The sequence below is a fragment of the Amycolatopsis sp. TRM77291 genome (genome assembly GCF_054166285.1).
The window spans coordinates 7,443,410-7,456,981 of the sequence record NZ_JBSZHF010000001.1 but is presented as its reverse complement, the minus strand read 5'-3'; the positions used below and the strand labels follow the sequence as shown (position 1 = coordinate 7,456,981).

General features: G+C 68.1%; 14 protein-coding genes. 4 read left to right on the top strand and 10 right to left on the bottom strand.

Features of this window, described 5'->3' with window-relative positions; all coding sequences use genetic code 11:
* Positions 1-109 precede the first annotated feature (109 nt).
* Together ACXIZN_RS34825 and ACXIZN_RS34820 are read right to left on the bottom strand one after the other, a co-directional pair.
* Positions 110-1,498: an FAD-binding oxidoreductase gene (locus tag ACXIZN_RS34825; RefSeq protein WP_126736295.1), complete on the bottom strand. Its 1,389-nt coding sequence runs from the start codon at positions 1,496-1,498 to the stop codon at positions 110-112.
* Between the two features lie 19 nt (positions 1,499-1,517).
* Positions 1,518-3,002 (bottom strand): MFS transporter, encoded by a 1,485-nt coding sequence (locus ACXIZN_RS34820; RefSeq protein ID WP_457959170.1) that lies wholly within the window; start codon positions 3,000-3,002, stop codon positions 1,518-1,520.
* Positions 3,003-3,091: 89 nt separating this feature from the next.
* On the opposite strand from ACXIZN_RS34820, the gene ACXIZN_RS34815 reads away from it, so the two are divergent.
* Positions 3,092-3,619, top strand: coding sequence for a TetR/AcrR family transcriptional regulator (locus ACXIZN_RS34815; protein ID WP_457959169.1), 528 nt, complete (start codon positions 3,092-3,094; stop codon positions 3,617-3,619).
* A gap of 77 nt (positions 3,620-3,696) precedes the next feature.
* Here ACXIZN_RS34815 and ACXIZN_RS34810 read toward each other — a convergent pair whose 3' ends face one another.
* Positions 3,697-4,119, bottom strand: a complete 423-nt coding sequence (locus ACXIZN_RS34810) for a PPOX class F420-dependent oxidoreductase (protein ID WP_192747130.1) — start codon at positions 4,117-4,119, stop codon at positions 3,697-3,699.
* 193 nt (positions 4,120-4,312) lie between these two features.
* Between ACXIZN_RS34810 and ACXIZN_RS34805 the strand changes: the two genes are divergently transcribed.
* From ACXIZN_RS34805 to ACXIZN_RS34795, 3 genes are all read left to right on the top strand, one after another.
* Entirely contained in the window at positions 4,313-4,831 is a 519-nt protein-coding gene (locus tag ACXIZN_RS34805) for a MarR family winged helix-turn-helix transcriptional regulator (RefSeq protein WP_192747131.1), read from the top strand.
* 4 nt (positions 4,832-4,835) lie between these two features.
* Complete coding sequence (locus tag ACXIZN_RS34800; RefSeq protein ID WP_457959168.1) at positions 4,836-7,097, top strand: MFS transporter; 2,262 nt, start codon at positions 4,836-4,838, stop codon at positions 7,095-7,097.
* A gap of 150 nt (positions 7,098-7,247) precedes the next feature.
* Complete coding sequence (locus ACXIZN_RS34795) at positions 7,248-7,916, top strand: DedA family protein (protein WP_034312411.1); 669 nt, start codon at positions 7,248-7,250, stop codon at positions 7,914-7,916.
* Here the strand turns inward: ACXIZN_RS34795 and ACXIZN_RS34790 are convergent.
* From ACXIZN_RS34790 to ACXIZN_RS34760, 7 genes are all read right to left on the bottom strand, one after another.
* Positions 7,913-8,326: a VOC family protein gene (locus tag ACXIZN_RS34790; RefSeq protein WP_192747133.1), complete on the bottom strand. Its 414-nt coding sequence runs from the start codon at positions 8,324-8,326 to the stop codon at positions 7,913-7,915. The genes ACXIZN_RS34795 and ACXIZN_RS34790 overlap by 4 nt on opposite strands.
* A 184-nt stretch (positions 8,327-8,510) precedes the next feature.
* Complete coding sequence (locus ACXIZN_RS34785) at positions 8,511-9,257, bottom strand: SDR family oxidoreductase (RefSeq protein ID WP_457959167.1); 747 nt, start codon at positions 9,255-9,257, stop codon at positions 8,511-8,513.
* Complete coding sequence (locus tag ACXIZN_RS34780; RefSeq protein WP_126736098.1) at positions 9,254-9,901, bottom strand: nucleoside/nucleotide kinase family protein; 648 nt, start codon at positions 9,899-9,901, stop codon at positions 9,254-9,256. The genes ACXIZN_RS34785 and ACXIZN_RS34780 overlap by 4 nt, the downstream gene beginning before the upstream one ends.
* Positions 9,898-10,761: a PfkB family carbohydrate kinase gene (locus ACXIZN_RS34775; protein WP_457959166.1), complete on the bottom strand. Its 864-nt coding sequence runs from the start codon at positions 10,759-10,761 to the stop codon at positions 9,898-9,900. The genes ACXIZN_RS34780 and ACXIZN_RS34775 overlap by 4 nt, the downstream gene beginning before the upstream one ends.
* A 5-nt stretch (positions 10,762-10,766) precedes the next feature.
* Complete coding sequence (locus ACXIZN_RS34770) at positions 10,767-11,573, bottom strand: ATP-binding cassette domain-containing protein (protein ID WP_126736101.1); 807 nt, start codon at positions 11,571-11,573, stop codon at positions 10,767-10,769.
* On the bottom strand, positions 11,570-12,559 hold the full coding sequence (locus ACXIZN_RS34765) for an ABC transporter permease (protein ID WP_257483402.1): 990 nt from the start codon (positions 12,557-12,559) through the stop codon (positions 11,570-11,572). Before ACXIZN_RS34765 ends, ACXIZN_RS34770 begins: the two co-directional genes overlap by 4 nt.
* Complete coding sequence (locus ACXIZN_RS34760; protein ID WP_457959165.1) at positions 12,556-13,572, bottom strand: substrate-binding domain-containing protein; 1,017 nt, start codon at positions 13,570-13,572, stop codon at positions 12,556-12,558. The genes ACXIZN_RS34765 and ACXIZN_RS34760 overlap by 4 nt, the downstream gene beginning before the upstream one ends.

The window sequence follows — 13,572 nt, the reverse complement described above, 5'->3', positions numbered from 1 at the left end:
ATCGCCGCTCACGACCACCGTGACGAGAAGGCCTCCACGTTGGGCTTCTCGTTCACGCCTAGCGGACGTTTCCCACACCCTGTAGCGGACGATTACCACAACCCGGCGGTCAGAGGGAGAACATCGAGCCCGGGTTGAAGAGGTTCTCCGGGTCCAGTGCCCGCTTGATCTGCCGGTGCACCTGGATGCCGACCTCGCCGATCTCCTTGGCGAGCCACTCGCGTTTGATCCGGCCGATGCCGTGCTCGCCGGTGACCGTCCCGCCCAGCGACAGGGCCACGTCGAGGATCGCGTCGAAGGCGATCCGCGCGCGAGCGAACTCCTCCTCGGAATCCTGCGCGTAGACGATGGTCGGGTGCATGTTGCCGTCACCGGCGTGGCCGACGACGGCGATCCGCAGGCCCACTTCTTCGCTGATCCGCTCGCAGCCGGCGATCAGTTCGGCGATGCGCGTGCGCGGCACGCAGACGTCGTCCGTCAGCCAGACGCCGTACATCTCCAGCGCGGTGAGCACGACCCGCCGCGCCTGCAGCAGCATCTTGCCCTCTTCGAGGTCTTCGGTGGCGTACGCCAGATCCGCGCCGCAGTCGACACAGATCTGTTCCAGCACCGCGAGTTCCCGGCGGGCGACCTCGCCGCCGGAGTCGGATTGCGCGAGCAGCAAGGCTTTGCAGTCCGAGCTCGTGCCGAGGTCGGTCTTGAGGTAGGCCTCTGCCGCCTTGATGGACGTCGCGTCCATGATCTCCATGAGCGACGGCACCAGGCCTTCACGCACCACCCGCGCGACGGCCTCGCCCGCCGCTTCGGTGCTGTTGAAGGCGGCGACGAGCGTGGCGGGCAGCTGCGGCAACGGTTTCAGCGCGACGGTCGCCTGTGTGATCACGCCGAGCGTGCCCTCACTGCCGACGAAGAGCCGCGCGAGGTCGTAGCCCGCGACACCCTTCACCGTGCGGCGCCCGGTCTTCAGCACCGAGCCGTCGGCGAGCACGACTTCCAAGCCCAGCACGGAATCCGTGGTGACGCCGTACTTCACGCAGCAGAGTCCACCCGCGTTGGTGGACAGGTTCCCGCCGATGGTGCACCAGTCGTAGCTGGACGGGTCCGGCGGATAGAACAGGCCGTGCTTCTCCACCGCGTTGCGGAAATCGAGGTTCACCACGCCGGGCTGCACGACGGCGAGCCGGTTGCCTTCGTCGATTTCGACGATCTGGTCGAGTTTCGTCAGCACCAGCACGACACAGCCGTCGATCGCGTTCGCGGCGCCGGACAGACCACTGCCGGCGCCGCGGGGCACGATCGGCACCTTGAACTCCGCGCAGGCCTTGACCACGGCCTGCACACCCTCCACGTCGGACGGCAGCACCACCGCGAGGGGTTTGCCGCTGTCGGCCAGCGGCATCATGTCGCGCGAGTAGGCGTCCGTGACGTCGGTGTCGGTGAGCACCGCGGCGTCGCCGAGATGCTCGCGGAGCCGGGTGAGCAGGGCATGGTTGTTCATGCCCTCATCGTAGGCGCCGTTACGTCCGCACTGCGGAAATTTTTTTCCGATCAAGCAGGATGTAGGCCTGAATACCTGTATAGACGAGCACGGCCACGCCCGCCCAGGCGGTGACGTGCACCCCCTGGGTGAAGGCTTCGCGAGCCGATTCCAGGAGCGCCTGCCCCGCGGCAGGGTCGAGCTGCTGCGCCGTCGCGACCGCGCCGCCGAGCGTGTCCCGGGCGGATTCGGCCGTCCCCTCCGGCAGACCGGACCGGTAGACCGCGGTCGCGACACTGCCGAGGATGGCCGTGCCGAGCGCGCCACCCAGCTCGAACCCGGTCTCGGAGATCGCCGAAGCGGCCCCGGCGCGTTCGGCCGGAGCGGCCGAGATGACCAGGTCGTTCGTCAGCGTCTCCGACAGGGCGACACCACCGCCGAGCAGCGTGAACGACACCACGACGTACGCGAGCCCGCCGCCGGACGACACCTGGGTCAGCGCGAGGAAGCCGACCGCCGCGACCAGGAGACCACCGCTGACCAGCAGCGAAACCCGGATCCGCTTCGCGAGCCAGGCCGCGAGGAGCGCGCCGGCGACACCGGCGACCGTCGCGGGGAGCATCCACAGCGCGGCGACGACCGGAGTCAGCCCGAGCACCAGCTGCAGGTACTGCGGCACCAGGAACAGCAGGCCGACCATCGCGAACACGCCGAGCATGTTCGTCACGACGGAGCCGCTGAAGGCCCGGTTCGAGAACAGCTTCAAGTCGAGCATCGGCTCGTCGAGGCTGTTCTGCCTGCGGACGAACACGACACCGAGCGCGAGCCCGATCACGACACTGACCGCGGCCTTCCAGGTGAAGCCGTGTTCGGCGACCAGCTTGATGCCGTAGACCACCGGCAGCATCGCGGCCAGCGACAGCAGCGCCGACAGCGGGTCGAAGCGGCCCGGTTTCGGGTCACGCGCCTCCGGCAGCACGAACGGTCCGACGATCAGCAGCACCAGCATCACCGGGACGTTGATGAGGAAGACCGAACCCCACCAGAAGTGCTCCAGCAGCCAGCCGCCGAGCACCGGCCCGACCGCCATCCCGCCGGAGAACCCGGCGCTCCACACCGCGATCGCGATCCGGCGCTGTTTCGGGTCGACGAAGATGCTGCGGATCAGCGACAGCGTCGACGGCATCAGCGTCGCGCCACCCACACCGAGCAGCGCCCTGGCGATGATCAGCATGAACGCACTGGTCGAGAAGGCCGCGAGCACCGACGCGGCACCGAACGCCGCGGCGCCCATGAGCAGCAGCTTGCGACGGCCGATGCGGTCACCGAGCGTGCCCATCAGGACCAGCAGGCCCGCCAGCATGAACGAGTAGATGTCGACGATCCACAACTGCTCCGCACCGGTGGGCGCCAGATCCTCGGACAGGAACGGCAGCGCGAACCCGAGCACCGTCATGTCCACGCTGATCAGCAGCACCGGAAGCACCAGTACCGCCAACGCCCACCACTGCTTGCGCCTCGCCATGGCGCACTCTCCTTCTGACTAAACCGTCTGGACGGTACAGTTACCGCCTGATGCGAAGGTAAACCGTCCAGACGGTATAGTCAACCGATATGGCGAAGCCCACCGCGAAGGAACGCATCCTCGACTCGTACGAGGAGATCCTCATCGAGCAAGGCCCCGGCGGGGTCACCCTCGACGCCGTCGCCGCGCACGCCGGGGTCTCGAAGGGTGGCCTGCTCTACCACTTCGGGTCCAAGGAAGCCCTGGTAGAAGGACTGATGGAGCGTCTCGCCACGTTGTCGGAAGCGGATCTCGAAGAGGCACGGAAGGCGCCCGAAGGCGTCGTCTCCTGGTATCTGCGGACCGCCATCACCGACGTCACCCAGCGCAAGGCGCTGCACCGCACGACCATGGCGACGATCCGGATCATGCTCACCGAACCGCGGGTCGCCGAGGTCGTCCAGGTCTACAACCAGAAGCTCCACGACCTGATCAGCGAGCACGTCGACGATCCGCTGGCCGCCGAACTGATCATCCTGGTGGGCGACGGCCTCTACCTGCGGGCGGCGCTCGGCCGGGAAGACGCGAGCCCCCTGCTCGACCGGATCGACGAGATCAAGGCCCGCATCCAGCGCTGACCCCGCACGCATTTAGTCCTCTGAATGCGGTCCTTGCGCGTGCAACTACCGCATCCAGAGGACGAAACGCGGGAGATCTACATCTGGATCCCGTAGACGCGCTCGATCGGGATGGTGAGCAGAACGCGCTGGTCGGCGACCATGGCGTCGCGGAACTCGTCCCAGTCCGGGTGCTCGCCCCGCGCCCGCCGGTAGTGGTCCACGAGCGCGTCGACGGTCGCGTCGTCGCGCGAAGCGGCGGTCGGCGTGAGCACCGCCGGGCCTTCGACGACGACGTAGCCGTCGCCGCTCTCGGTCGACACGTGGAACGTCGCCCGCGGGTCGCGCTGGAGGTTCTTGGTCTTGGCGCGCGGGGCGGTGATCGAGATCAGGATCGCGCCGGCGTCCGCGTCGTAGAGGTAGTTGACGGTCGACAGCTGCGGCCTGCCGTCCCGCTTGATGGTGGCGAGGGTGCCGAAGTTGCGGGCGGCGAGGATCGCGTAGAGCGCGGAGTCGGTCATGCCTCCATCAAAGCAAAAGTGCAGCTCAGGGCGAACCGGACAAACATGCACGAATAAATGTGCTTGCATGCGGCAACTAAAGTGTCATCGGACACACAACGTCACTTTCTTCTTGCGATGCGAGCCTTTGGAGGAACATCCTTGCTCTAGGCAACTAGTTGCAGTGACCAAGCAACCGGCGAGAGAGACCACCATGACACCCACGACACCCGGCACCAGGTCGAAGGCCGACCTCGATCTGGCCGACACCCTCGGGCATGAGCTCGTGCGGCTCGTGCGCCTGGTCAACCGGGCGAAGTCCCAGGTGTCCAAGCAGGGACCGGACGGTATCGAGCGGGCCGCGTACGCGATCCTTTTCTGCCTCATCCACGTCGGCCCCCAGCGGACCAGCAAACTCGCCGAGTTCCTGCACTCCGAGATCTCGACCATCAGCAGGCAGTCGAGCTCGCTCGTCCAGCACGGGCTGGTCGAGCGCCTGGCCGACCCCGAAGACGGCCGTGCCTGCCTGCTCGCACCGACCGCCGAAGGACTGCGCGTGTTCGAGGAGAACCGCAAGCAGCGGAACCAGTGGCTCGCCGAGGTGCTCGGCGACTGGTCCGACGAGGACCGGAAGACCCTCAACTCGCTGTTCCACCGGCTGAACGACGACATCGAAAAAACATCTCCACAGTTCGCCGACCCCGCGTCGGCGTCGAAGGCCAAGGGGGCCTGAAGCAATGAGTTCCGCAGTAGAAAGTCCGCCAGCCGTCGAAGAAGACGGGCCCCGGCTCAGTCACCGTCAGATCGTCACGATCCTGATCGGCCTGATGTCGGGCATGTTCCTTGCCGCGCTCGACCAGACCATCGTCGGCACCTCGATCGTCCGGATCGCCAACGACCTCAACGGGTTCGATCTGCAGGCCTGGATCACCACGGCCTACCTGATCACCTCGACGATCGTCACGCCGATCTACGGCAAGCTGTCCGACATCTACGGGCGCAAGCCGTTCTACATCGCCGCGATCTCGATCTTCCTGATCGGCTCGGTCGCCTCGGCGTTCGCGACATCGATGTACGAGCTCGCCGCGTTCCGCGCGATCCAGGGCCTCGGCGCCGGCGGGCTGATGTCGCTGGCGATGACGATCATGGGCGACATCGTGCCGCCGCGGGAACGCGCCCGCTACCAGGGTTACTTCCTCGCCGTGTTCGGGATCTCCACCGTGCTCGGCCCGGTGCTCGGCGGGTTCTTCGCCGACTTCGACAAGCTCGGCAGCGTCTTCGGCTACGACATCGCCGGCTGGCGCTGGGTGTTCCTGATCAACGTGCCGATCGCGATCGTCGCGCTGTTCGTCGTCGCCCGCGTGCTCAACGTGCCGCACCAGCGCCACGACCACAAGATCGACTGGTGGGGCGGGCTCGCGCTCGTCGTCGCCGTCGTCCCGTTCCTGATCGTCGCCGAGCAGGGCAACAAGTGGGGCTGGGGTTCGCAAAGCGCGATCATCTGCTACGTCGTCGGCGCCATCGGTGTGGTCGCCTTCATCTTCATCGAGAAGCTGATGAAGGACGCGGCGCTGATCCCGTTGCGGCTGTTCAAGAACTCGACCTTCACGGTCGCGATCATCGGCGGCGTCATCGTCGGTGTCGCGATGTTCGGCGCGATCATGATGATCCCGCAGTACATGCAGGTGGTGCAGGAGTTCTCGCCGACCGAGTCGGGCCTGCTGATGATCCCGCTGATGGCGGGCATCATGAGCGGTTCGATCATCTCGGGCCAGATCACCAGCAAGACCGGGCGCTACAAGGTGTTCCCGGTGGTCGGCACGCTGCTGATCGCGGCGGGCGCGTTCTTCTTCGCGCAGGTCGAGTACAACAGCGCGCTGTGGCACCCGCTGGTCGCGGCCGCGATCATCGGGCTCGGCCTCGGTGCCTGCATGCAGACGCTGATCATCGCGGTGCAGAACGCGGGCCCGCGCAGCGACATGGGCGTCTCGACCGCTTCGGCGACGTTCTTCCGGCAGATCGGTGGCACCGCGGGTGTCGCGGTGTTCCTGACGATCCTGTTCAACGTCCTGCCGGGCAACATCACCAAGGCGTTCGGCGGCAACGCGCCGACCGGTGAAGGCGCCGCGGCACTGGGCGACCTCACCACGAACACGAGCGGTATCGCGAATCTGCCCGAGGCCATCAAGACCCCGGTGCTGATCGGCTTCACCGAGTCGATCACCACGGTGTTCTACGTGGCGGGCGCGGTCGCGCTGCTGGCGACGCTGGTCCTGATGTTCATGAAGGAGATCCCGCTTCTCGGCGGCTCGGCTCCTTCGGCGGCTTCGGCTCTCGAAGGCGGCGAAGCACTCCTCGAAGAGGACGACGCGCCTGTCGAGACGGCGTCGGAGAAGACGGTCGTGACCGCGCCCGTCGAGGCCGGGAAGCACGCGATGACCAACGGGAACGGGGCGTACCGGGCCGGATCCGCGCAGATCAGCGGGCATGTCCGCCGGGACGACGCCACGAACGTCGCGGGAGCGGCGCTGACCCTGATCGACCACAACGGCAATCAGGTGGCCAGGACGCACACGAACGAGAACGGCGTCTACTCGTTCGCCGGCATCGTGGGCGGGCGGTACACGCTCGTCGCCAGCGGCCGCTGGTTCCGGCCGGTCGCGGCGACGCTGACCGCCACCGGGGCCGGGGTGCTGCGCCACGACTTCGAGCTGGTCAGCACGATCCTGCTGAGCGGGGTCGCCCGCACCGACGGCGACCGGGTGGTGCCGGACGCGCGGATCACCGTGCTCGATTCCTCGGGTGGCGTCGCCGCCGTGGCGAGGACCGACGCGGAGGGCAACTACACGGTCAGCGACCTGCCCGCCGGGACCTACACGGTGATCGCCAGCGGGTATCCGCCGGCGACCAGCCGGGTGGAGCTGCTGGGCGGTGACCAGGCCGAACACGACGTCCGGCTGAGCTACGACCAGGCGCTCGACGAGCTTGTCGAGCACTAGTCCCGAACGCCATGAAAGGTCCTTTCCTTGCGAAATTTGCAAGGAAAGGACCTTTCCTAGCACGGGTGGGGCGCATGACCGGACCTTTCGGACACCCCGATTCCACGGTTCGGCCGCATGCGGTTCGCGAAGTACACGTAGGCTCGCGTCGTGACTGAGGTGTACACCGAGGCCGCGGGCATCGGCGTGAGCTGGCTCGACACCGCCGGGCCGGTGCTCGTCTGGGTGATCGTGCTGAGCTTCATCTTCGTGGAGTGCGCGCTGATCATCGGCCTTTTCCTGCCCGGCGACTCCCTGCTGTTCGCGGCCGGGGTCGTCCTCGCGCAGCACGGCTCCGACCTGAACGCGTGGCTGCTGTCGGCCGCCGCGCTGCTCGTCGCGATCCTCGGCAACCAGGTGGGGTATTACATCGGCCGGTCGACGGGCACGAAACTGATCGCGCGCCGCGGCGGCAAGGTGCTGAACCGGCACAACCTGGACCGCGCCAGGGCCTTCCTGGATCGCAAGGGTTTCTTCGCCATCGTCGCCGCGCGCTGGATCCCGTGGATCCGCACGCTCGCGCCGCTCATCGCCGGGACCGCGCGGATGGATCCGCGCCGGTTCGCGCTCGCGACCGCGCTCGGCGGGCTGCTCTGGGTGCCGACGCTGGTGCTGCTCGGCTACTACGGCGCCGGTCTGCTGGACCAGCTTCCGTGGGTGAAGACGGTCGCGCTCTGGGTGAGCGTCGCGTTCTTCGTGGTGGGCACGGCGTACGGCGTGATCCGCTACCGCCAGGAGATGCGTCGGCCCGCCGAAGAGACCGAAGAGAGCACGGCCTAGACCTCGGGATCGGCCCAGATCTCCAGCTGGATGCCGTCGGGGTCACGGAACACGATGACCGACGAGCCCGCCAAGGTCCGGGAGCCCTTCGACGGCGTGTAGACGACGCCGTATTCCGAAAGCCGTGCCTCCCATTCGGCCAGCTCCGAGCGCGAAGAGACCTTGAACGCCACGTGGTCCAGACCTGTCCGCCGTTCGTCGAACCGCGGCCGCTCGGTGTCCTGGTGCTCGACGAGCACCACCGCGAAACCCTCGCTGGGCGACCTGAGCACGACCTTCCGCAGCCCCGTTTCGGGGTCCTCACGACGCGTGAACTCCTCGAGTTCGAGCACTCGGGCGTACCAGGGCACGCTCCGGTCCACGTCGGTCACGGTGAGTGCCAGGTGGTGCACAGACATGAGCTTGGACATCGGGGATGACCGTCCTGATCAAGAGCTTGGGGGCGCCACCAGGGTGACACAGGCGCCTGGAGCCACGAGGCGATCCGCCGACTTCCCACATGAATCGTGATATCCGCCGGGAAACAGTGTTAAAAAGTGGCTGAACCGCACGCGGAGCCGATATCGCCTCGTGACCGCCTCGTGGCCCTGGGTGTCAGCGTCCTCCGCCGACGGTCAGCACCGTCCCGGTGGTGTACGACGCGGCCGGGGAAAGCAGCCACAGCACGGCTTCCGCGACTTCGCCGGGTTCGCCGGCCCGTCCCATCGGGATGGTCGGCGCGATCCGCTCCATCCGATCGGGCAAGCCCGCCGCGGCGTGCAGTCCCGTGTGGATCATCCCTGGTGCGACGGCGTTCACCCGGACGGATTCTTTCGCCACTTCTTGCGCAACGCCGTAGGTCATCGTTTCGACCGCGGCCTTGGTGCCCGCGTAGTGGACCCATTCCCCCGGCGAACCGGTCCGCGCGGCGGTGGAGGACAGCGTCACGATCGAGCCGCCCTCACCGCCGTACCGGGTGGACATCCGGCGGATGCCCTCGCGGACGCACAGGAAGACACCCGTGATGTTGACATCGACGACACGACGGACGACGTCGACGTCGTATTCGTCGAACCGGCCGGGGGTGTTGCCGGTGATGGCCGCGTTCGCGACCAGCCCGGCGAGCGGGCCGAGCTCGACGGCGGCGTCGAACAGGGCCACCACGTCTTCTTCGGACGCGACGTCACCGCGCCGGGTGATCGACCGGACGCCGTGCTTCCGGACGCGCGAGGCGACGTCTTCGGCCGCTTCGGCGTCACCCGCGTAGTTGACGACGACGTCGTAACCGCGCGCGGCGGCCAGCTCGCAGACCGCCGCGCCGATGCCCTTGCTGCCGCCGGTGACGACGAGAACACCACTCATATGGCGAAGTTAACCAGCGGGAGGTTCTCGAGGACCAGGTCGGCCCGGCCGCTGGTGGACGCGATCAGATCCGCGTTGCGCTGGTCGGAACCGAGCGCGCGGCGACGCGCTTCGACCAGCGAACGGCCGTAGCGGCGGTGCCGGGAGACGAGCCGCTCGATGCGCTCGGGTTCGTCCGGCGCGAGGAACCACGACTCGGCGAGGATCGGCTTCACGCCGCTCCACGGGTCATCCTGCATGAGCAGGTAGTTGCCCTCGGTGATGACCAGCGGGACGTCCGGCGTGACCGCGACGGCCCCGGCGATCGGCTCCTCGATCTCCCGGCGGAACTCGGGCGCGTAGACCGTCTCGCGGCCTTCGGCGAGCCTGCGCAGCAGGTGCACGTATCCGGCGGCGTCGAAGGTGTCCGGCGCGCCCTTGCGCTCCACTCGCCCGAGCCGCTGCAGTTCCACCTGCGCCAGGTGGAAGCCGTCCATCCCGACCACCGCGGCCCTCGTGCCCAGCGCCTTCGCCAGGCCCCAGGCCAGCGTCGTCTTGCCGGACGCGGGGGCGCCGACGATCCCGAGCACGCTGCGCTGTCCCGGCTTCGCCAGCGCCTGCGCCCTGTTCAACAGGTCCTCGAACACCGGAGGCATGGCAGTCATCCTTCTCCCATCTTCGCGACCGCGGCCGTCCACGACCTCGGTCCTTCATGCCGCACCCGTTCGGCGGCCACCTCGTTGGCGAACTCGATCCAGCCCGGGACGTCCCCTCGGTCCCGGGCGACCGCGTACGCGAAAGCCCCATGCCATACGTCGCCCGCGCCCAGCGTGTCACGCGCCCGGGTGACCGGGACGGGGACGGCACCGGAGCCGTCCGCCGTCGACCAGCCGACCGGATCGGGCCCGGCGGTCGTGATGACCACCGGCACGCCATGCTCGCGTGGATCGTCCCCGCGGTACAGCGAGGAACAAGCGGCGATGTCGACCAGCGGCAGCAGTTCGGGGAAGACCGGCTTCCAGCTCCCGGCGTCGAGCACCACCGGTACCCCGCGCTCCTTCGCCCAGCGCGCGACCTCCAGCGCCACCTCCGGATGGTGCCCGTCCAGGAGCGCGCACCCGGGCATTTCGTCCTCTGAATGCGGTAGTTGCGCATGCAAGGACCGCATCGAGAGGACGAAATGCGAGGAAGCGTGGGCGTTGCGCGAGACGACGGTGCGTTCCCCGTCGGAGTCACGGACGACGATGGCGCTGATCGCCGGCGGATCGGGCCGTCCGGGATCGAGGTCGACCAGGTCGACGCCGTGCGTTTCGAGGTCCGCGCGCGCGAGTGCCGCCAGCGGGTGCGCACCGGCGACCGTCAGGAGCGTCGCCCCGGCACCGAGCGCGGCCACGGTCACCGCCGCGTTCGTCGCCGGCCCCCCGGCGGCGACGTCCATCGACAGCGAACGCACCTTCTCGCCCGGCGCCGGGATCTCGGCGACGCGCTGAACCTGGTCGACGGTGCACAGGCCCGCCAGCAGCACCCTCACTACAGTCCCGTGTGGACGGCCGACGCGACCTCTTCGACTTCGCCGTTCTCACCGATTTTCAGCGCACCCGTGAGCAGGCCGACGACCTGGTTCATGGTGTGCGTCTTCGGCGAGACCACCGCGACCCGCTTGCCGAGGCGGTGCACATGGATACGGTCGGCGATGTCGAACACGTGCGGCATGTTGTGGCTGATCAGCACCACCGGCAGGCCGCGTTCGCGGATGCGGTTGATCAGGTCGAGCACCTTGCCGGATTCGGCGACGCCGAGCGCGGCGGTGGGCTCGTCCATGATCACCGCCTTGGTGCCGAACGCCGCCGCCCGCGCGACCGCGACACCTTGCCTCTGCCCACCGGACAACGTCTCCACCGGCTGCGTGATCGACTTGATGTTGATGCCGAGTTCGTCGAGGATCCGCTGCGCGTCGGCCCGCATGGCCGCGGTGTCCAGCTTCCGGAACAGCTGCCCGAAGAGATCCGTGCGCCGCTTTTCCCGGCCGAGGAACATGTTCGACGCGATGTCGAGTGCCGGCGCGACGGCGAGATCCTGGTACACCGTCTCGATCCCGTAGTGGCGGGCGTCCAAAGGGGACCTGAAGTGGACGGTCTGACCGTCCACTTTGATCTCTCCGGCGTCCGGGATCACCGCGCCCGACAGGGCTTTGATGAGGCTCGACTTCCCGGCGCCGTTGTCGCCGACGACGGCGAGCACCTCGCCGGGGAACAGCTCGAAGTCGGCGCCGTCGATGGCGGTGACCCGGCCGTAGCGTTTGACCAGCCCTTGAGCGGACAACGTGGGCGTCGTCATGACTGCTGCCTCCTCGCGAACCGGTCGACGCAGACCGCGCCGATGAGCAGGGCGCCGGTGGCGACGTCCTGGTAGAGCGCGTCCACCCCGAGCTGGGTCAGCCCGGACCGCAGGACCGCGACGACCAGCGCGCCCATCATCGTGCCGAGTACCGAACCCCGGCCGCCGAACAGGCTCGCGCCGCCGAGCACCACCGCGGTGATGGAGTCGAGGTTGCCGAGCTGGAAGGCGTTCGGGTCGGCGTTCGGCACGCGGCCGAGCGCCTGCCAGGCCGCGATCCCGACGATCACGCCGGCGACGATGTACACCGAAAGGATGGTGCGGTTGACCTTGATCCCGGACAGCCGCGCGGATTCCGGCGCGTTGCCGACCGCGTAGACGTGCTTGCCCCAGGGCGTCCGCGTGAGCGCGTACCAAAGTCCCAGGTACATCAGCAAAGCGAGCGTCATCCCGTAGGTGATCGGGATGCCGCCGAACAGGTACCGGCGGGTGCCGAGCCATTTGAGCAGTTCGTCGGCGACCGGGACGGCCTGCCCGCTCGCGAACAGTTTCGCGGCCGCGGTGAGCACGGTCAGCAGGCCGAGCGTGACGATGAACGGCGGCAGTTTGATCCGGGTGACCAGCGAACCGGTGACCATGCCGATCACCACGGTCGCCACGATTCCCAGCAGCAGCGCCCAGATCCCGGAGACCCCGCCGACCACGAGTTTCGCCATGATCAGCGTCGCGAGCACCATCGCGGCCGCGTTGGCCAGGTCGATACCCGCGGTCAGGATGATCAGCGTCTGCCCGAGGGCGAGCGTGCCGATCACCAGGGACTGTTGCACCACAAGGGAAAGGTTGTCGAGGTCGAGGAAGGTGTCCGTCGACAGCGAGAACACCACGATCGCGACGAGCAGGGCCAGCGCGGGCCCGACGGCGGGCGCGCGCAGGAAGAACTCACCGATCGACGGCCGTTCGTTGCTCTTGAGGGTCGCAGTGGTCATTTCGTCCCCCAGCAGTTCTCGAGGCCCCACTTGGTGTCCTGGCTTTCCACGCCGGGGATCGGCTTGTCGGTGATCACCGCTGAACCGGTGTTCACGAACCCGCTCGGCTTCTTGCCGGTCTTGGCGTATTCGACGGCGGCGAGGACGCCCTGCTCGGCCATCTTCTTGGGGAACTGCATGACCGTGGCGGCGTACTGGCCGTCGCGCACGTTCTTGACGCCCTCGCAGCCGCCGTCGATCGAGCCCATCACGATCTGGTTCACCAGGCCGCGGGCCTGGAGCGCGGCGTACGTGCCGCGGCCCATCGGCTCGTTCATCGTGTAGACGGCGTTGATGTCGGTGGTGCGCTGCAGCAGGTTCTCCACGCCCTGCTGCGCGAGGCTCTGGTCGCCGTTCGCGGGCGTCTTGCCCTTGATCTCCGGCGACGCGTCGGTCAGCCCGATGCCCTTGAGGAACCCGGTGTGCCGCTGGGTGTCCACTGTGGACCCGGCGGTGCCGTCCACCATGAACAGCTTCGGCGGCTTGCCCGCCAGCGCGGCCTTGACGTACGCGCCCTGCTGCCGTCCGGCCTCGAAGTTGTCCGTGGCGAAGGTGGCGTCGACGGCGGTGTCCGGTTCGGTCGCCGTGTCGAGCGCGATGACCAGCACCCCGGCCTTGCGGGCGCGATCGATGGCGTCGAGGACGCCGGTCGAGGAACTCGGCGTGATCAGGATGGTGTTCGCACCCTGCTGCATGAGGTTCTCGATGGCCCGTACCTGGCCGTCGTTGTCGCCGTCGAACTGGCCGGCGAGCGCGCTGAACTCCGCGCCGTTCGCCTCGGCGGCGGCCTTGGCGGCCGCTCTCAGCTCCACGAAGTAGGGATTGGTGTCGGTCTTGGTGACCAGGCCGACCTTGGCCTTGCCACCGCCGCCCGCGTTCGATCCGCCACCCCAGTGGCGTTCGACCGTGCACCCGGCCGAGGTCACCGCGAGTGCGGCGGCCAAGGCGAGCGCGGCGAGACTGCGTTGTCTCAT